This is a genomic window from Candidatus Palauibacter sp. (genome assembly GCF_965208055.1).
Classification (GTDB): Bacteria; Gemmatimonadota; Gemmatimonadetes; order Palauibacterales; family Palauibacteraceae; genus Palauibacter.
On the sequence record NZ_CBDBNY010000004.1, the window covers coordinates 1,055,716 to 1,074,375 of the forward strand.

The 18,660-nt window shown below is 69.4% G+C and carries 14 protein-coding genes and 1 pseudogene; 9 read left to right on the forward strand and 6 right to left on the reverse strand.

The window, feature by feature from the left end; genetic code table 11:
- Positions 1–2 precede the first annotated feature (2 nt).
- The 7 genes from ACOGXI_RS04945 (at position 3) to ACOGXI_RS04975 (ending at position 9,016) form a co-directional block, all read left to right on the forward strand.
- Positions 3–2,798, forward strand: a complete 2,796-nt coding sequence (locus ACOGXI_RS04945) for a DUF5916 domain-containing protein (protein ID WP_419937772.1) — start codon at positions 3–5, stop codon at positions 2,796–2,798.
- Between the two features lie 145 nt (positions 2,799–2,943).
- Entirely contained in the window at positions 2,944–4,098 is a 1,155-nt protein-coding gene (menC, locus tag ACOGXI_RS04950) for an o-succinylbenzoate synthase (RefSeq protein ID WP_419937773.1), read from the forward strand.
- Positions 4,095–4,907 carry a GNAT family N-acetyltransferase gene (locus ACOGXI_RS04955; protein WP_419937774.1) on the forward strand — a complete coding sequence of 271 codons (813 nt, stop codon included), beginning with the start codon at positions 4,095–4,097 and terminating at the stop codon, positions 4,905–4,907. The genes menC and ACOGXI_RS04955 overlap by 4 nt, the downstream gene beginning before the upstream one ends.
- 4 nt (positions 4,908–4,911) lie before the next feature.
- A complete protein-coding gene (locus ACOGXI_RS04960; RefSeq protein ID WP_419937775.1) occupies positions 4,912–7,038 on the forward strand; it encodes a S9 family peptidase in 2,127 nt (708 codons plus the stop codon).
- Positions 7,035–7,814 (forward strand): SDR family NAD(P)-dependent oxidoreductase, encoded by a 780-nt coding sequence (locus ACOGXI_RS04965; RefSeq protein WP_419937776.1) that lies wholly within the window; start codon positions 7,035–7,037, stop codon positions 7,812–7,814. The genes ACOGXI_RS04960 and ACOGXI_RS04965 overlap by 4 nt, the downstream gene beginning before the upstream one ends.
- Positions 7,815–7,972: 158 nt before the next feature.
- Entirely contained in the window at positions 7,973–8,551 is a 579-nt protein-coding gene (locus ACOGXI_RS04970) for a PadR family transcriptional regulator (RefSeq protein ID WP_419937777.1), read from the forward strand.
- Between the two features lie 3 nt (positions 8,552–8,554).
- Complete coding sequence (locus ACOGXI_RS04975; protein WP_419937778.1) at positions 8,555–9,016, forward strand: hypothetical protein; 462 nt, start codon at positions 8,555–8,557, stop codon at positions 9,014–9,016.
- Here the strand turns inward: ACOGXI_RS04975 and ACOGXI_RS04980 are convergent.
- A complete protein-coding gene (locus ACOGXI_RS04980) occupies positions 9,013–10,710 on the reverse strand; it encodes an alanine/glycine:cation symporter family protein (protein ID WP_419937779.1) in 1,698 nt (565 codons plus the stop codon). The genes ACOGXI_RS04975 and ACOGXI_RS04980 overlap by 4 nt on opposite strands.
- 273 nt (positions 10,711–10,983) lie before the next feature.
- Between ACOGXI_RS04980 and ACOGXI_RS04985 the strand changes: the two are divergent.
- A pseudogene (locus tag ACOGXI_RS04985) lies at positions 10,984–11,148 on the forward strand (DUF3417 domain-containing protein); the annotation flags it as partial.
- Positions 11,149–11,261: 113 nt separating this feature from the next.
- Positions 11,262–13,118, forward strand: a complete 1,857-nt coding sequence (gene glgP, locus ACOGXI_RS04990; RefSeq protein WP_419937780.1) for an alpha-glucan family phosphorylase — start codon at positions 11,262–11,264, stop codon at positions 13,116–13,118.
- A gap of 27 nt (positions 13,119–13,145) precedes the next feature.
- On the opposite strand, the gene ACOGXI_RS04995 is transcribed toward glgP, so the two are convergent.
- From ACOGXI_RS04995 to ACOGXI_RS05015, 5 genes are read right to left on the reverse strand one after another with little or no spacing between them, the layout of a single operon-like run.
- Complete coding sequence (locus ACOGXI_RS04995; protein WP_419937781.1) at positions 13,146–13,898, reverse strand: alpha/beta hydrolase-fold protein; 753 nt, start codon at positions 13,896–13,898, stop codon at positions 13,146–13,148.
- Positions 13,895–15,190: an ATP-grasp domain-containing protein gene (locus ACOGXI_RS05000; RefSeq protein ID WP_419937782.1), complete on the reverse strand. Its 1,296-nt coding sequence runs from the start codon at positions 15,188–15,190 to the stop codon at positions 13,895–13,897. The genes ACOGXI_RS04995 and ACOGXI_RS05000 overlap by 4 nt, the downstream gene beginning before the upstream one ends.
- Positions 15,187–16,383, reverse strand: a complete 1,197-nt coding sequence (locus ACOGXI_RS05005; RefSeq protein ID WP_419937783.1) for an alpha/beta hydrolase — start codon at positions 16,381–16,383, stop codon at positions 15,187–15,189. The genes ACOGXI_RS05000 and ACOGXI_RS05005 overlap by 4 nt, the downstream gene beginning before the upstream one ends.
- 7 nt (positions 16,384–16,390) lie before the next feature.
- Positions 16,391–17,386 (reverse strand): hypothetical protein, encoded by a 996-nt coding sequence (locus ACOGXI_RS05010; RefSeq protein WP_419937784.1) that lies wholly within the window; start codon positions 17,384–17,386, stop codon positions 16,391–16,393.
- The gene (locus ACOGXI_RS05015; RefSeq protein ID WP_419937785.1) at positions 17,383–18,606 is read right to left on the reverse strand and encodes an ATP-grasp domain-containing protein; all 1,224 of its coding nucleotides are present in this window, start codon (positions 18,604–18,606) and stop codon (positions 17,383–17,385) included. Before ACOGXI_RS05015 ends, ACOGXI_RS05010 begins: the two co-directional genes overlap by 4 nt.
- Between the last annotated feature and the right edge of the window lie 54 nt (positions 18,607–18,660).

Sequence of the window (18,660 nt, forward strand, 5' to 3'; positions counted from 1 at the left end):
ACATGCAAAACTGGCGTCTGGCGGGCCGCGCGGTGTTCCTCCCCGCGGCTCTCGCAATAAATGGGGTGGGGTGGGGGCTTTCCGGGCAGGAGACGCTCTCGCCGCCCGAAGGGCCGGAGGCGACCGTCTTCAGGGGCGGCGTGGCGCCGGTGGCCGTGGAGGCCGTGCGCCGCGAGGGCGCGCTCTCGATCGACGGCCGGCTCGACGACCCGGCCTGGCAGCCGGCTCCCATCATCACCGACTTCGTCCAGGGCGTGCCGCTGGAGGGCGGGGAGCCATCCCAGCCGACCGAGGTCCGGGTCGTGTTCGACGACGGCGCGATCTACGTCGCCGCCCGCATGTACGAGGACGACCCGGGCGTGATCCGCGCGCGCCTCACCCGCCGGGATGAACGGGGCTCCTTCGATTCCTTCAAGCTCTCGCTCGATCCCAACCGGGACGGTCTGACCGGCTACGAGTTCGAGGTCAGCGCCGCCGGCGCGGAGACCGACCGGTACCTGTTCGGCGACACGCAGGAGGACACGAATTGGGACGCGATCTGGGACTCCGGCGTCCAGGTCGACGACCAGGGGTGGACGGTCGAGATGAGGATCCCGCTTTCCCAGATCCGCTACGAAGCCCGTCCCGGCCTGCAAACGTGGGGGATCAACTTCGAGCGGCGGCGCCTCGAGACGAACGAGACCGACTACTTCGCCCTTCAGTCGCGCACCGCCCGGGGGCGGGTCAGCCAGTTCGGCACGATCGACGGACTGCATCTCCCGCAGTCGAGCCGCAGGTTCGAGGTGCGGCCCTTCGCCGTGTCCCAGTACCACACCGCGCCCGCGACGGCGGGGAACCCCCTGTTCGACGGCAGCGAGATGGAACCCCGCGGCGGCCTGGACATCAGCATGGGGATCGGCTCCGCATTCAGCCTCGATGCGACCGTCTACCCCGACTTCGGCCAGGTCGAGGTGGACCCCGAGGTCATCAACCTCACGGCGTTCGAGACCTTCTTCCCGGAGAAGCGCCCGTTCTTCGTGCGGGACGCGCAGATCTTCACCTTCGCCGGCTCGCGCGGCGGACGCTTCGGCGGCGGCAAGGCCCTCTTCTTCAGCCGGCGGATCGGTCGCGAGCCGCGGGGATCCGGACCTTACGAGGCCGACTACCGCGAGACGCCGCATCTGACGTCGATCCTCGGAGCCGCGAAGCTGACCGGCCGCACGACCAGCGGTCTTTCGGTCGGGGCGCTCGCGGCGGTGACCGGGCAGGAGCGCGGGCAGGCGTACTTCGCACAGGCCGATTCCCTGGGCCGGTTCGTGGCCGAGCCGCAGGCCGAGCACGCCGTCGTCCGGCTCCAGCAGGATTTCCGCGGCGGCGCGAGCAAGGTCGGTGTCATCGGCACCGGGTTGAAGCGGGAACTGCCGGGCGACGGATCGTTCGATTTCCTCCCCTCCGAGGCGTTCAGTTTCGGGCTCGATTTTGAGCATCAGTGGGGCGGACGCCGCGGCCGCGATTATCGTCTGTGGGGCTTCTACTCGGGCAGCCTCGTGCAGGGGTCGACCGAGGCGCTCGCGCGCGTGCAGCGGAGTCCGATCCATTACTTCCAGCGCCCGGACGCCACGTATCTCTCGGTGGACTCCACCGCCACGTCGATCTTCGGGAGCGACTGGCGCGTGCAACTCGAGAAGGAGGGCGAGCACTGGACGTGGGGCACGTGGGCCGGCCAGCAGACCCCCGGCTTCGAGGTCAACGACTTCGGCTTCCTGACCTCCGGTGAGCGGCTCGACGTGGGAGCCCGCATCGGATACCGGGAGATCCGACCGGGCAACCTTTTCCGCAACTACAACATAAGCCTCTTCACCTACCACAACTTCCGTCATTCGCTGCTCGAAAAGGTGCGGGGTCCGGACCACTTCCGCCGGTCCTACGACACGGGCGCCGCGTGGATGAGCGGAAGGTTCACCTTCCTGAACAACTGGGGGCTCAACCTCAACTTCTCGTACTCGCCGGAATCCCAATCCGACACGCAGACCCGCGGCGGTCCGTTGATGACCGAACCCGCGGAGTTCAACGTCCGGATGGACGCGAACACGGATCGGAGCCGATCGCTCCACGTGTCGCCGCGTTTCTCCTACCGCGTCGCGGCGCAGGGACGCGGGCACGATTTCAACACGGGTCTGAACATCTCCTACCGGCCGCTCCCGAACTGGCGGTTTTCGCTGGGCCCGAACTACACGGACCGGCGGGACGCGGCGCAGTACGTGACGCGCTCGGACGTGCTGGACTTCGCGCCGACGTACGGCACGCGGTACCTGTTCGGGGATCTCCGCCGGACGGGGTTCTCGATGGAGACCCGGCTGAACGTGTCCTTCACGCCCGACCTCAGCCTCCAGCTCTATGCGCAGCCGCTGCTCTCCGCGGGCGACTACCTCGGCTATCGACAGCTCGAAGCCCCCGGATCGTTCGACTTCGTCGAATACGGCGAGGGGCAGGCCCATCGCTTCAACGGCGTCGTCACCGGATGCACGGACGGGACGACGTGCGCCTTCGGCGGCTCGCGCTACTTCGACTTCGACGGGGACGGCACGCTGGACTACTCCACCCGTGACCGCGACTTCAACATCCGTTCGCTGCGAGGCAACGCGGTGTTCCGCTGGGAATACCGCCCGGGCTCCGAACTCTTCCTCGTGTGGCAGCACGCGCGCCGCGACAGCGTCCTGCTCGGCAACTTCGACCTCAATCGAGACCTCGAGGGACTGTTCCTCGCGCCCGCTGAGAACGTGTTCATCGTGAAGGTGAGCCACTACCTCTCGATCTGACTCTCCAGCCGACTCTGCAACTGGCCGGTCCCGCCAGGCTCGCATTCTGGCGCGACCGGTGTCGTAACGGCTAACGTCCCGCCTCCTGATGGGGTCCTGCCGCGGGGTCGACGCCGACCCCGCCCACCGCGCGGAGACGAACGCCTTGCCGACGAGCCCTCTGTGCCTGACGGAAGTCACGCTGCGGGAGATCGAACTCCCGCTCCGGGAGCGGTTCATCATCTCATCCGGATGGGTCGAGAACCGCCGGATCCTGCTCCTCGAACTGCGCGACGAGAGCGGGGCCACGGCCTGGTCGGAGTGCGTGTGCGGGGAGCAGCCGAACTATTCTCCCGAGACCGTGGACACCGCGCGGCTGGCGTTGCGGCGCTGGCTCCTGCCGCGGGTGCTGGGACGGAAACTCAAGGGTCCGGAGACGGTCAAGCCCCTTCTGGATGAGGGCGTACAGGGCCACCCGATGGCCAAGGCCGCGATCGAGATGGGCATCTGGGGACTCGCCGCGGAGACGTCGGGCGTCTCGCTCTCCCGGCTCGCCGGCGGGACCCGGGACCGGGTGGCGACGGGCATCTCGCTCGGCCTCCAGCCTTCTCCCGCCGCGCTCGTCGAGAAGGCGCGGCAGGCGGTCGACCAGGGCTACGGGAAGGTCAAGCTCAAGATCTGCCCGGAGAAGGACATCGAATACGTCGGGGCGGTGCGTGAAGCGCTCGGGCCCGCCCGCGCGCTCGCGGTCGACGCGAACGCCGCGTACACGCTGGAGGACGCGGATCGCCTCGCGGAACTCGATGCGTTCGGCCTGATCATGATCGAGCAGCCGCTGGCGGCGGGCGACCTCGTGCGCCACGCCCGGCTCCAGGAGCGGCTCGCCACGCCCATCTGTCTGGACGAGTCGATCGTGGACCCCGCTTCGTGCGAGGACATGCTGGCGCTCGGCAGCGGGCGGATCGTGAACATCAAGCCGGGCCGCGTCGGCGGGTTCCGGAACTCCCGCGAGATCCACGACATTTCGGCCAGGGCCGGGGTCCCGGTCTGGTGCGGCGGCATGCTGGAGAGCGGGATCGGCCGGGCCTACAACGTCGCGCTCGCCTCGCTGCCGAACTTCGGGCTTCCGGGCGACCTGTCGCCGAGCGCCCGGTACTGGGAACGCGACATCGTCGTCCCCGAGTGGACGATGAGCGCGGACGGCCTCGTGACGGTGCCGCGCGACCGGCCGGGTCTGGGCGTGGAAGTGGACATCGAGCGTGTGGAGGCGCTCACGCGGCGCAGCGAGACGTTCGCCGCCGGCGTCCGCGTCCCGGCGTGACGGAGTTCCGGGCTATCGAGACCCTCGAGGAGTGGCGTGCCTGCGTGCGCCTGCAGGAGACGACGTGGGGGAAGGGATTCTCCGACATCGTGCCTGCCTCCGTGCTTCAGGTATCGCGGAAGATCGGCGGCTTCACCGGAGGAGCGTTCAAGGACGGACGCATGATCGGCTTCGTCTATTCCCTCCTGGGGCGGTTCGAGGGCATCGCGTCTCACTGGTCCCACATGCTCGCCGTCGAACCTTCCGCGCGCGGGCGCGGGCTGGGCCGCGACCTGAAGCTCTTTCAGCGGAAGTCTGTCCGCTCGGACGGCATCCGCACCATCTTCTGGACGTACGATCCGATGGTCGCGCGCAACGCACACTTGAATCTGAACCGGCTCGGCGCGACGGTGCTGCGCTACGCGCCGAACATGTACGGCTCGGATACGGGGAGCCCCTTGCACGGCGGCGGCGAGACCGACCGGTTCATCGTGCGCTGGGATCTCGACGGCCCGGAGACCCGTCGGGCCCTCGATGAGGGATCCCGGCGCTCGGCCCGGCGGCTCCACGCACCGCTTCCGGACCCGGCGTGCGTCTTCCCCCGGCCGGGGGGAGACGGCGCGGCGGACGGCGAACCGCCCCGGGGGGACGAGGTTTTCGTCGAGATCCCGGCGGACGTCGAATCGCTGCCCCATGACGGGTCGCTCGTGCGGTGGCGCGAAACGGTGCGGGACGCGTTCCTGGCCTATCTCAGGAGGGGATATGCGGTGGAGAGCCTTGTCAGAAGTCCCTCGGCGAATCGGTGCTTCTATGTCCTGCGCCGGAACTGATGCCGTGAGCCCGGCGGTCGCCGCGTCCACCGGGCGGGTGTGGGCCGCGGGCATCCTGGGGCTCCTCGCTCCGCTCGTTCCGTCCGCGGCTGCGGCCCAGAGCCCGTATTCCGTCGAGGACATCCTCTCGGCGCCCTTCGCCACGGATCTCATCGCCGCCCCGGCCGGGGCCGCTTTCGCCTGGGTCCGATACGACCGGGGCGTCCGCAACCTCTGGGTCGCCGAGGGCCCGGAGTACGTGGGGCGCCAGCTCACGAACTGGACCGAGGACGATGGCCAAGACCTGTCCCAGCTCCGGTTCACGCCCGACGGCCGTCAGGTCGTCTTCGTGCGGGGAGGCGGGCCGAATCGGTCGGGCGAGATCCCGAACCCGCGCTCCGATCCCGAACCGGCGACGCAGATGGTGTGGGTCGCCGGGCTCGACGGAACCTCACGGCCGCTCGCCGAAGGGAGTTCCCCGGTTGTCGCGCCGGACGGACGCACGCTCGCGTTCCTCAACCGCGGCCAGATTTTCACGCTTACGCTCGATGGCTCGGCGGCGCCCGGTCCACTCCTCCGCATCCGCGGGAGCGCGAGCTCGCCGGTGTGGTCCCCCGACGGCGACCGGCTGGCTTTCGTGAGCAACCGCGGGGATCACGCGTTCGTCGGCATCTTCTCGCTGGACGATCGATCCGTCCGCTACCTGGATCCGAGCCTGGATCGCGACGGCAGCCCGACCTGGGCGCCGGACGGCTCGGCGGTCGCGTTCATCCGGATTCCGAACGAGGGCGGGCGGCTTCCCTTTGTGCCCGTCCGCAGCGCCCTGCCCTGGTCGATCCAGGTGGCGGATCCCGTGACGGGAGAAACGCGCGAGGTGTGGCGCGCACCGGCCGGCCGCGGGAGCGCGTTCCAGGCCATGACCGGACCTTCCCTGATCTGGCTCGCGTCGGGTCGGCTCGTGTTCCCGTGGGAACGCGAGGGCTGGCACCACCTGTACTCGGTTCCCGTCGCCGGCGGCCCCGCCACGCACCTCACGCCGGGCGAGTTCGAGGTCGAGTCCGTGCTCCCGTCTCCCGACGGAGCGTCCGTGTACTACGCTTCGAACGCGGGCGACATCGATCGCCGACACGTGTGGCGGGTGAGCGCCGAGGGCCCGCCCGAAGCGCTGACGTCGGGGAACGGCATCGAGTGGAACCCCGCGGTCACCCCCGGCGGCGTGCTCGGATACCTCGCCTCCGACGGCCGGACGCCGGCCCACGCCGAAGTGGAGAGCGGGGGAGAGAGACGACCGTTCGTCGGCGGATTCATGCCGGACGCCTTCCCCTTCGAGAGCCTCGTGGAACCGCAACAGGTGACGTTCGAATCGGAGGACGGACTCCTGATCCACGGGCAACTCTTCCTGCCGCCGACGTCGGTGGAGGGGGGACGCCACCCGGCCGCGGTCTTCTTCCACGGCGGGTCGCGGCGGCAGATGCTGCTCGGCTGGCACTACATGCGCTATTACCACAACGCGTACGCATTGAACCAGTACCTCGCGAGCCGGGGCTACGTCGTCCTCTCGGTGAACTACCGCAGCGGCATCGGCTACGGGCTGGAGTTCAGGGAGGCGCTGAACTACGGCGCTCGCGGCGCGAGCGAGTACCGCGATGTCGTCGCGGCGGCGCGCTTCCTCGCGGAACGGGATGATGTGGACGCGACGCGGGTCGGGCTCTGGGGCGGCTCCTACGGCGGCTACCTCACGGCGCTCGGCCTCGCGAGAAATTCCGATCTCTTCGCGGCGGGCGTCGACGTTCACGGCGTCCACGACTGGAACATGGTCATCCGGAATTTCGTGCCGTCCTACGAGCCGGAGACGCGCGAGGCCTTCGCGCGGCTCGCGTTCGAGTCCTCGCCGATGGCGTGGATCGACGGCTGGCGTTCCCCGGTGCTGCTGATCCACGGCGACGACGACCGCAACGTGCCGTTCTCGGAGTCCGTGAACCTCATCGAGTCGCTGCGGAAGCGGGGCGTCGAGGTCGAGCAACTCGTCTTCCCCGACGAGGTCCACGGTTTCCTCCTGCATCGGAACTGGGTCACCGCCTTCGAGCGGTCGGCCGAATTCATGGACGCACACCTGCGAGGAACGCCGGCCGCGGGAGGCGCCAGGCCGTGACCCCCCGCATCGCGGGACAGCTGGCGCTCGTCACGGGCGCGAGTTCGGGGATCGGCGAGGCCATCGCCCGCCGCCTGGCCGGTGAAGGCGCGAACCTCGTGCTCTGGGCGCGCCGGGCGGAGCGGCTCACTCGCCTGGCGGAGGAGATCGCGGCGCAGAGCAGGGTCACCGTGGACACGGGCGTCGTCGATGTGCGCGACTACGACTTGGTCCGCGGGGAGGCGGAGCGGCTCATCGCCGCGCTCGGCGCCCCCGACATCCTCGTCAACAACGCGGGTCTCGCCGCGGGCATGGCGCTGGTTCACGACGCCGATGTCGACGACTGGGACCGGATGATCGACACGAACGTGAAGGGGCTGCTCTATGTGACGCGCGCCTTCCTCCCCGCCATGGTCGAGCGCGATTCGGGCCAGGTCGTCAACATCGGAAGCATCGCCGGCCGGCAGGTCTACCCCGGCGGGAGCGTCTACGCCGCCTCCAAGTACGCCGTGCAGGCGATCACCGAAGGGACGAACCTCGACGTCCTGGGCACCGGCGTCCGCGTGTCGGGCGTCCACCCGGGTCTCGTCGAAACGGAATTCGCGCTCGTGCGCTTCAAGGGCGACGAGGGCCGCGCGCGAGCCGTCTACAAGGGGATGGAGCCGCTCACCGGGGCGGACGTGGCCGAGGTCGTGTCCTACGTCCTCAACGCCCCGCCCCACATCAACGTGGCCGACGTCGTCCTGTTCGCGAAGGCCCAGGGAAGCGTACACCACATCCACCGCGACGGGCGCTGAACGTCGCCCGAGTCGGCGGGCTCCACGTCGCCTGCTCCGAGCCCCCGCAGCTCCGCGAGTCTTCTTCCCTGCATCGGTCCTGCGCCAGCCTTGCACCGTTTCGATATATCGGATACTATTTCGATATATCGAGACCGGTCGGATGCGGGAGGGGATAGATGTTCACGAGCAAGGATGGATTCGGCGCCTGGGCGAACTGCTGCGGCCCGGGCGTTTTTCGTTTCGGAGGGACATTCGGGGGCACCCGTCGCGTGGTTCGGAAGGGGGAGTTGAAGTTCGTCCTCCTCCGCCTCCTCTCGGACGAACCCATGCATGGCTACGAGCTGATGCGGCGGCTGGAGGAGGAGTCCGGCGGCCTCTACACGCCGAGTCCGGGTTCCGTCTACCCTACCCTGCAGTTGCTCGAGGACCAGGGGTACGTGTCCTCGACGCAGGGCGACGGGAAGCGCGTCTACCGGCTGACATCCGAGGGTCGCGACTTCCTCCGGGAACACCGGTCCCGGACCCGCGACATCTTCGGCCGCTTCGTCAACATGGGCGAACGCTTCACGGGATCCGCGATGCGCGATGTGACGCGCTCGTTCATCCACCTCGCGCAGGTGAGCTTCGAGTGCGCGACCGGCGGACAGGGTGACCCCGAGACGCTCGCGAGGGTCAAGTCGATCCTGGACCGCGCGGCGCGCGAGATCGAGAGCGCGTGGCCGGAGCCCGGGGCCGCAGCCTCACGGGAGGGTTGAGCGATGTTCGAGATCGTCTTCCTGGGAGGCATCGTCGCCGTCATCTACCGCAGGCGTGTGCGCGCCGGCGACTGGAGCCGGGGGGATTTCCACCGCCTCCTCGTTGGCCTCGGTCGAGCGGTGAGCCGTGCGGTGGCCGCGGTCTTGAAATCATGGCCCGGTCTTCTGCGACAGTGCGCCGCCGACATGAAGAGCCTCGTGCGGGACGTGACGGGCGCCGTCCGGATCGGGACCCGGAGACCGCGCGCCATCCGCGTTCGGCACTCCCGGCTCGAAGCGCCGGCGGCGGATGTCCCCGCGCCGACCGAAGCCCCGACGGGAGCGGAGAGCCGAATCGTCTCCCGGCTCCAGCGTCGCTATGTCGCGGGCAGGATCAGCTTCTCCGAGTACGTGGAGGGAGTCCGGCGCCTCCGAAACGACGGCGCCGGACTTCAGCGTCTGGGCGGCAAGGCCCCGCCGCACTAGCCCTTGCGGTGCCTCTCCCACGGACTGCGCGTGAAGTAGGACTCCGTCATCTCCCTGATCTGAGGCGCGAGGAAGATCAGCGCGATCAGGTTCGGGATGATGACGATGGCCAGGAAGATGTCCCCGAGCGACCACACCACGGCGAGCGGAAGCACCGCGCCGATGAAGTGCATCGCGACGAACACGAGCTTGTACGGGATGATCGCGCTCTGCCCGAACAGGTAGTTCGCGCAGCGGTCGCCGTAGTAGCTCCATGAGATCGCCGTCGAGATCGCGAACAGGAAGACGGAGAAGATCACGATGTAGTGGCCCCAGTCGCCGAGCGGCGCCAGACCGCGCTGGAAGCCCATCTGCGTCAGGGGCGCGCCCGTCTCGTAGGCCTGTCCGTAGAGGACGGCCAGTTCCCGCCCGTCGTCGGCGATCGCGACGGTTCGCGCCGGATCGACGGCCCCGCTGAACGGCTGCGTCTGCGCCTCATCCTCGAACAGTTGCGGCACGGATACCTCGTGCCACGCGAGGTGCGGCTCGCTCGTCACGCCCGGCCGTCCGAGCGTGTAGCGGATCGTCCCCGTGGGCTCCGTGGGCACCGAGCTTCCGCCCTCGTCGAGCACCACGTAGCTGATGTCCCCGCCCCCGAGTTGGATCGCGGTCGGAACCTGCGAGTTCCAGGCGCCGGTCATGATGATGACGAGCGCGGTCATCGTGACGATGACGATCGTGTCGATGAAGGGCTCGAGCAGCGCGACCACGCCCTCGGAGACCGGCTCGTCGGTCTTGGCGGCCGCGTGCGCGATCGGCGCGGAGCCCTGCCCCGCCTCGTTCGAGAAGAGCCCGCGCCGCACCCCCCACATGAGGGTGACGAGGAAGGCGCCGACACCGGTGCCCGCCACGCCGGCGGTCGGGTTGAAGGCTTCGCGGAAGATGATCGCGAAGGTCTCCGGCACCTGACCGAGGTTGAGGATGATGATGATCATGGCGGCGGTCACGTAGACGATCGCCATGAACGGAGCCAGGATGCTCGTCACGCGGCCGATGCGCTTGATCCCGCCCAGAATCACGAGCGCCACGATCGTCGAAGTGACGAGGCCCGTGACCCACGTCGCGATCCCGAACTCGGCCCGCATCGCGTCCGCCACCGTGTTGGCCTGGTTGGCGTTCCCCGTCATGAACGCCGTGAGACCCAGCATCACCGCGAAGAACGCCGCCACCGGCTTCCAGCGCGGCCCGAGCCCCTTCTCGATGTAGTACATCGGTCCGCCCGACACCGTCCCGCTGTACTTCGCCGACGACTCGTCGACCTCGCGGTATTTCTGCGCAAGCGTGACTTCGCTGTACTTCGTCGCCATGCCGAGGAAGGCGGTCATCCACATCCAGAACAGCGCCCCCGGCCCCCCGAGGTGGATGGCGATCGCGGCGCCCGCGATGTTTCCGATGCCCACCGTGGCGCTGAGCGCGGTCGTCAGCGCCTGGAAGTGCGACACGTCGCCCGGGTCGTTCGGGTCGTCGTATCGGCCCGTGGCCACCGCGACCCCGTGCGCGAACTTGCGGATCTGCGGCAGGCCCAGCCGGAGAGTGAGGTAGGTCCCGATGCCGAGGAGAAGCAGGACCTGAAGCGTCAGGCGCTCTCCTCCGATCGTGATCCCGAACTGCGCGACGTTGCGGTCGAGCCAGTCTACGATTGTGGCGAAGTCCATGCGCTGTCCCCGTTAGCGGCGAGTGTGAGGGAGGTGGCTGAGTTTGGCCCCGTGCCGCTGAGGCTGCAACGGGTGGAGTTTGCGGAGGGAAGGATCGGGGTCGCCGAAGAGAGGATGTTCGGAGTCGGCGACGGGGTGTGTCGCGCACGTCACGGTGCGGTAACTTCGTTCGCGCTCCGGGAGCCCCGGAGCCCCGCTGCGCCCCAACCCGGCCGTGACGAGAACCCCCGAGGAAACAAGGAGACAGAGAGGGACGTGGGTCCGGAAAACAAGATGCCCGGCCGCCTCGGGCGGCTGTGGGAACTCGCCAACGACCTGTCGTGGACCTGGAACCGGGAGGCCCCGGCCCTCTTCCGGGCCATCGATCCGCCGCTATGGCGCCGCACGCGGCACAACCCCGTGGCGCTGCTGCGAACCGTCGGAGCCGAGCGCCTTCGCGGTCTGGCCGAAGATGCCGGCTTCCTCCGGAGATACGACGCGGCGCTGGGCGCCCGGCGTGACGCCGCCCGACCTGGTTCGGCACGCGCTACCCCGCGCTCCGCGATCTCCCGGTGGCGTACTTCTGCGCGGAATTCGCGCTGCACGAATCCATCCCCATCTACTCCGGGGGGCTCGGCGTGCTCGCGGGGGACCATCTCAAGGCGGCCTCGGAACTCGGCGTCCCCCTCGTCGGCGTCGGGCTGATGTACGCGCACGGCTACTTCGACCAGACGCTGGGACCGGACGGCTGGCAGGAAGATGCGGACGACCCGCTCGACCCCGACCTGACGCCGCTGGAGCGGTTGCACGGCACGGATGGCGTCCCCTGGCTCGCTTCGATCCGCGGCGGAGGACGCCGCATCCGGATCGGGGCCTGGAGGCTGCGCGTCGGGCGCGTCTCCCTGTATCTCCTCGACACGGACCTCGAGGAGAACGACCCCGCGGACCGGGGTCTCTCCCACCAACTCTACGCCGGCGGCGCGGACCACCGGCTGCGGCAGGAAGCGATCCTCGGCGTCGGAGGCGTGCGCGTGCTCGCCGCGCTCGGGATCGATCCCGGGGCGTGGCACGCGAACGAGGGCCACGCGGCGTTCATGATGGTCGAGCGCGTGCGCCGGCTGATGCAGGACGGCCGCTCCTTCGCGGCGGCGGTGTCGCGGGTCCGCGCCTCGACCGTTTTCACCACCCATACCCCCGTCTCCGCGGGTCACGATGTGTTCTCCCACGCGCAGATGCGGGAATGGATCGGCGAGACGTTCTGGGAAGAGATCCCTCACCGCGAGGAGTTGCTCGCGCTCGGGCTCCACCCGGACGACGGGACGCAGGACAGGTTTCACATGACGGCGGCGGCGATCCGCCTGTCGCGGCGAGTGAACGGCGTTTCCGCGCGGCACGGGCGCGTGAGCCGGGAGATCTGGCGCGGCCTCTGGGAAGGCCGGGCAGTCGGAGAGGTGCCGATCCGGCATGTGACGAACGGCGTCCACCTCGCCACGTGGATGAGCGACGACATCGCGCGCCTGCTGGACGAATGGCTGCCGGCCGAGTGGCGGTGCCTCCCGGGCGACGAAGCCATGTGGCGCGCGGTCCGCGACGTTCCGGTGGAGGCGCTGTGGCGCGTGCGACGCCGGCTGAAGCTCCGGCTCCTGGACCTGATGCGCGACGAGGCCCGGCGCCGGTGGCCGGACCATTGGCCGGAATCGGCCCACCTCGCCGGAGCCGGCACGCTGATGAGCCCCGGGCCGCTCACGATCGGCTTCGCGCGGCGGTTCGCAACCTACAAGCGGGCAGATCTCATCTTCCGCGACCCCGACCGTCTCCTGGCGCTGCTTTCGGACCCCGCCCGCCCCGTGCAGCTGATTTTCGCGGGAAAGGCGCACCCCCGGGACGACGACGGCAAGCGCGTCCTCCAGCGCGTGTACGAGCGTACGCGCGATCCGGAGTTCGAGGGGAGGATCGCCCTCATCGAGAACTACGGACTCCATACGGCACATGGTCTCGTCGAGGGCGTCGACCTGTGGCTCAACCTCCCCCGGATCCCGCTGGAAGCGAGCGGGACGAGCGGGATGAAGGCGGCGCTCAACGGCGTCCCCCAACTCGCGACCACGGACGGCTGGTGGGAGGAGGGGTTCGACGGAGACAACGGGTGGATCATCCCTCCCGCGCCGGCCGGGGCGAGCGAGGAGGAGGTGGACGAGCACGACGCCGAACACCTGTTCCGGCTCCTGGAGGAGGACGTCATCCCGCTCTACTACGACCGCACCGGCGCGGATGGCGCGGACGGCGCGGACGACGTCCCGGCGGGCTGGCTCGCACATGCGCGGCGCGCGATCGAGGTGGCCGGCGCGCGATTCACGGCCGGCCGCATGGTGCGGGACTACACGCGCGACTACTACGTCCCGGCGCTGCGAGATTCGCGCGGAGACGACTGAGCGCCGCTCCAGGGAGCGAACGCGGCTCTAGGTGACGGGGAGCAACTCGTCCAGGTAGCGGAGGAGCATGTGGCGCCATGTGGGCCAGTCGTGGTGCCACTCTTCGCCCCAGTCGTCCATCCGGTTCGGCACGCCTTTCCGCCCGAGGAGCGAGGCCGCGCGCCAGGACTCGCCGATGTCCTCCGCCCGCCCGCGCCCGGAGGCGAGGAGGACGAAGCGTTCCCGCAGACGGTCGAGCGTCTCGCCCGCGAGTTGCGGCAGATGGTGCACGGGGGAGGCGCGGTAGAAGTCTCCCGTCGCGCTCGCTTCGATCCCCGTCTCGTGTTTCAGGAAGCGCTGGAGGTCGTACGTGCCGCTCATGCACAACGCGTGTGAGAACGCGTCGGGAAAGCGGCACACCATGGCCAGCGCGTTGAACGCCCCGATCGAGGAACCCGCGACGATGACCTCGATCCCGGGATCGTTGCAGTCTTCCCGGATCATGGGGACGAACTCGCGGTAGACGAACTCCTGAAACCGGTTGAGGACCGTCATGCGGTGCTCGGGGGTCCCCTCCCCGCCGAGCATGACGCGGCCCGCGACGCTGTCGCACGAATAGACCTTGAGCCGTCCGTCCGTCAGGTAGTCCGCGACCGTGTCGATGACGAGGAAGCGCTCGATCTCCTCCGCATCCCCTCCCGCGGTGGGAAACATGAGGAAGGGGACGCCGACCTCGCCCCAGCGGGCGACGTTCACCTCCTGGCCGAGGCGGTCGGACCGCCAGCTTCGGTTGATCTTCATGAGGCGAGAATCGGCACGGCGCCGGGGGGTTCCTCGCGGCGGGCCGCCTGTATGCGATCGAAGAAGAGCGCGGTGAACTCTTCGACTTCGTGGTCGGGGTAGAGCGATGCCACCTTCGCGCGCACCGCGTCGCGGGCGGCTTCGCCGCCGAAGAACTCGTGCGCTATCTCGTCGAGTTCCGCGAGATGGGTGTCGCAGAACTCCACGAAGCGGTCGGTCTCGAACCGCGCCTCCGCGATCGCGGCGCACGCCCGGACCCTCTCTCCCACCGACATCCCGGGGCGGCAGGCATCGAAGAACGGCTGCCAGTCGAGGTTGATGCGCATCTTGCGCCGCGTCGCCGCGCAGAAGAGAGACCAGCGGAGGTTCGCCTTGATGAGCCACGGAAAATGGTAGTGGAGCGACGTGACCTGCGAGTCCGGACAGGGGTTGGCGAAGTCGATCGGCACCCACTGCCCGCCGTTGCGCAGGACCTCGCACGAGTTGAAATCCCAACCGAAGAAGGCGTTGATCGTGAGCGTCGTGTCCCGGATCGCGCCGGTGTCGGCGGGCTCGAGGTGATCGCGCTCGACGGTGTAGCGGTCGTGCGCGGGGGCCTCGGGATCGTAGAGGACGGCGCGCGTCTGGGGCCCCAGCCCGATGCAGCGGACGAAGCGATCGTGCGCCACCCCCTGCTGAAGGTGCATGACGAACTTGCCGCTCTCGTCGTAGGCGGCGCCGAGCGCCTCGTCGTCCTCGATCCGCGACACGCCGCGCCAGCCTCCGCCGTCGTAGGGCTTCATGAACGCGGGATAGCCCAGGTCGTGCGCCACGGCGGGAAGATCGAACAGCCGCGCGTAGCGCTTCAGGGTGACCGCCAAGTCGTCCTGCGGGTCGTAGGACTTGGGCGGGATGAGCCATGTCCGCGGAACCGGGAGACCCAGCCTCATCATCGCGCAGTAGGTGGAGTGCTTCTCCATCGACTGGACGCTCCACGGATTGTTGAACACGTAGAGCCCGTCCATGATCACGGACTTCTTGATCCATTCTCGCGTCGGAAAATACCAGTGCGTGAGGCGGTCGATGACGATGTCGTATTTCCCCTTCTGCTGCAGGTCGAAGGGCTCGATCGTGACATCCTCGAGATGGAACCGGATCGTGCCGTCGGACGACGGGATCCGGGGGTTCAGCCGCTCCAGGATCGCGCGGTAGGCGATGGGCCAGCAGAGGTCCGCCCCGAGCGAGAGGCCGATGCGGCGCGTGACCTCGGGCGCCGGGGCCGGTGGGGGCGCGGAGGCCGCAGGGACGGTCATTCGTACACCATCCAGAGGGGACCCGGGAAGAGCCACGACAGGCCCTCGCGCAGCCGGTCGCGCCAGTTCTCCCAGTTGTGGCCATCGCGCGACTCGACGAAGCGCACGTCGGCGCCGCCGCGCCGGAGGGCGGGGATCAGGGCTCGATTCTCCGAGACGAGCGGTTCGTAGACGCCCACGGAGACGAAGACCTTCTGCGCGACGGCGGTCGGCGCGTCCCGGTACGCGTTCATCATCTCGACGATGCGGTCGAAGACGGGGCCGCTCTCGCTGGCGCCGATGTCCGTGAACAGGAACGAGCCGGACTGCAGCAGGAGGCGGCCGAAGCGGCCCGGGTGTTCGAGCGCGGCGTGGAAGGAGGCGACCGCACCGAGACTCGCGCCCATGAGACCGCGCGACTCCGGCTCCGGGAGGAGCGGGTAGTCGCGCTCGAGGCGCGGCAACAGTTCCTTGACGACGAACCGCGCGTGCGCCGGATCTGCCGAATACTCCGACATGCGGTCGCCGGGATGCAGCAACGCGACGATCATCCGCGGGATCTCGAAGCGGCCTATCAACTGGTCGAACACCGCGCGCAGGCTGGCGTACTCGAGGTAGTCCGCGCCGTCGTGGACGACGAGCAGCGGGTAGCTGCGGTTCGCACGGAACGCCGCCGGACGGTACACCGTGACGTGCCGGGCGGAATCGAGCGCCTCGCTCTCGACCACGAGTTCGTCGATCGCGCCGCGGGGGGCTTCCTCGCTCTCACGAGCCCAGCCGGGGATCTCGTAGCCGCGTGCCTGCACGACGGAGTTCGCGCCGAACGGATCGCGGGCGCGGTGCGGATTCAGCGGATCCTCGATCCACTCCGCGCGGCCGTGGGCGAGCACCTCGATCTTGTACTCCACCCGCGACTCATCGGGGAGTTCGAGGGTGTAGCACCAGAGATCCGTTCCGTCCAGGCGGCGGAAGGGCGCCGAGGTCTGGAGTCCGCGCACCCAGTGCCGGAGGCGGACGGCGTCCGCGGGACCCCGATACACGAAAGTGTAGAGGGGCGGCTCGGAGAGCGGGAACTCGTTGGCCTCGAGGAAGGCGTCCACCGCGGCCGCCGCACCGGGACCCGGGACGAGCTGCCTCTCGAGCGCCGCGATGGCCGGCGAACGCGGCATGGACAGGTCGTGCCCCTGTTCGCGGAGGTTGGGGTCGAATCGCATGGCCGGACTACGCTGCCGCGCGGAAAAGGACCCGGCGGCCCGCCAGGTCGAGACGCTCGACGCCGTCCCCGCCGCTCCAGCCGTCGCCGTCCCGGTCGAGGCGGCGGCCCGGGTCGAGGAGGACGCAGGATGCCGGGGCGAAGCGGGCCGCGAGCCGCGCGCTGCGCGTCCGGTCGTCCAGCGCCAGGCGGGCCGAGGCGTGGGGAAGCGCGACGATCCCCGCGGCAAGCCCGAATCCCGCATCGAACACCTCGGGGTTCCCCTCCCCCCAGGGCGGCCGATCGTGAAAGAGGACGATGCGCTCCGTCAGCACCATCGCGCCGGCCGAGCGGGCGATCACGGTGCGGCTTCCGAGGAGTTCCCGTCCGCCGAAGAGACGCAGCCGGCTGAGGAGATTCGAGACGTGCCCGCCCTCGAGGAGGATCGCCTCCGCCCCCTCGAGACGCGCGTCTACCTCCCGTCGCTGCGATCGCACGGCGTCGCGCTCGCCGGGCGCCATGCGCCGTTCGAACGCCGAGCGAATCTCGACCACGCGGTCGAGATGGCGCGCATCGAGGCGCCGAATCGCTTCGAAGGCCTCATCCCGTTCCTCGGCGAGCACCGTCTCGTCGCCTCGCAGGTCGGCCAGCCGCCGATGCGCCTCGATGAGACGGTGGAGCCGCAGGTTGTAGGCGCGCCGCAGCGCCCTGAGCCGGTCGCGGCTCGCCCGGTGCGCCCGCGCGAGTTCCGCGTCCGCTTCGGCGATCCGGTCGGAGCGCCGATAGAGTTCAAGGTCCACGACGCGGTCGGCGAGGCGGGGATCGACCAGGCCTTCGTTCGCCTCGCGGTCCCGCCACCCTGCCGTGACGGCCGCGATCCGCGCGCCCGGCGACAGCGCTCCCTCGGCCTCCAGTTCCCGGACCACGTCCCGGAGCGTGAGGCCGCCTCCTCGCGGACCCAGGAGGACGAGCGGCGACCGGGACGCGGCGCCGTCGGCCGTCCGACGCCTTCTCGACGCCCTCATGCGGCGCGCACCCGCACCCACCGCCCCACGGCGTCGAGCATCGCGCGGAGTTCGTCGTAGTCCGGGTGCCGCAGGCGGAGCCAGGCGTTCGCCATGTATCCGGCCTCCACCGGTTGGGTGGGCGTGCCGGGCGGCGGCAGGTGCGTGTCGATGATCCACTCTCCGAAACGGGCTTCCACCTTCTCCAGACCCTCGTACCCCGCGATCCGTCCATCGTTTTCGGGCCGCAACGTCACGATCCCCGCGGAGTACCGGCGCGACGCGTCCTGCGATTTGCGGCCGTGCACGAGGCAGGCCGCCCACTCGCGGTACACGTCCATTTCGTTCGCCGCTCCATACAGGTCCCAGGCCCGCACGCCGGGGGGACGACAACCGATCTCGGAGAACTTGAGCCCCTTGTCGCCGAAGAACCATTCCATGTGGGTCGCCGAGGTCCCGATCTCGAGCGCATCGATGACCCGCCGCCCCAGTTCCCTGACTTCGGCGTATGCATCGGCGGTGTCGATCCGGTTCGTGGCGATGAACTGGGGCGACACGTCACGGGTCCGCATGGCCTCGAGCACGTTCGGGTAGTAGTGGGTCATGAAGTCGTGGACCACCGTGCCGCCCACCGTCAGCGTGTCGTAGAAGGCCTCGTGTCCGTCGACGAACTCCTCGACGGCCACTTCGGCTCCATGCCCCACGCCGAGGCGCGGGAGCAACGCCGCGAGTTGGGCCTCGTCGTCGACGCGATACGTGCCCGAGGCGCCGGCCCCGGCGCGAGGCTTGACGATGAGCGGATAGCCGACCCGTCCGCCGAAACGCACGATCTCCTCCGCGTCGCCTCCACCCATGGACTGCGCCGTCGTGATCCCCGCATCGCGAAGGGCGTCCTTCATGGCCGGCTTGTCGCGGCACAGGTGCGCGGTGAGCACGGAGGTCCCGGCCAGCCCCGCGGCTTCCCGCACACGGGCGGCCGGGAGGATGTGGGCTTCGACCGTGGCCTCGAGGCGATCCACGGGCCGCCGCCGGTGGATCTCGTGAAGCGCGTGTGCGAGCGCGCCCTCGTCGCACACGGAACCGACCTGCTCGTAGCAGGTGAGCCACCGGTGCAGGTCGGCGCCCAGCGCTTCCGGCGGGGCTTCGCCCACCGCGGACACTTCCGCGCCGATCTCGTGCAGGCCGCGCACGAAGTCCTTCTGGTTCCCGGGGAACAGGGGTTCAACGAATACGACGTGCATGCTTCGCCAACGACTCGCGGGGAAAACTTCACTTTGGGGGCTCGACATAGTACA

Coding starts and splice junctions, on each gene's coding strand:
- ACOGXI_RS04945 (WP_419937772.1), top strand. CDS start 3: ATGCAAAACTGGCGTCTGGCGGGCCGCGCGGTGTTCCTCCCCGCGGCT.
- ACOGXI_RS04970 (WP_419937777.1), top strand. CDS start 7,973: ATGTTCACGAGCAAGGATGGATTCGGCGCCTGGGCGAACTGCTGCGGC.
- ACOGXI_RS04975 (WP_419937778.1), top strand. CDS start 8,555: ATGTTCGAGATCGTCTTCCTGGGAGGCATCGTCGCCGTCATCTACCGC.
- ACOGXI_RS04980 (WP_419937779.1), bottom strand. CDS start 10,710: ATGGACTTCGCCACAATCGTAGACTGGCTCGACCGCAACGTCGCGCAG.
- ACOGXI_RS04995 (WP_419937781.1), bottom strand. CDS start 13,898: ATGAAGATCAACCGAAGCTGGCGGTCCGACCGCCTCGGCCAGGAGGTG.
- ACOGXI_RS05000 (WP_419937782.1), bottom strand. CDS start 15,190: ATGACCGTCCCTGCGGCCTCCGCGCCCCCACCGGCCCCGGCGCCCGAG.
- ACOGXI_RS05005 (WP_419937783.1), bottom strand. CDS start 16,383: ATGCGATTCGACCCCAACCTCCGCGAACAGGGGCACGACCTGTCCATG.
- ACOGXI_RS05010 (WP_419937784.1), bottom strand. CDS start 17,386: ATGAGGGCGTCGAGAAGGCGTCGGACGGCCGACGGCGCCGCGTCCCGG.
- ACOGXI_RS05015 (WP_419937785.1), bottom strand. CDS start 18,606: ATGCACGTCGTATTCGTTGAACCCCTGTTCCCCGGGAACCAGAAGGAC.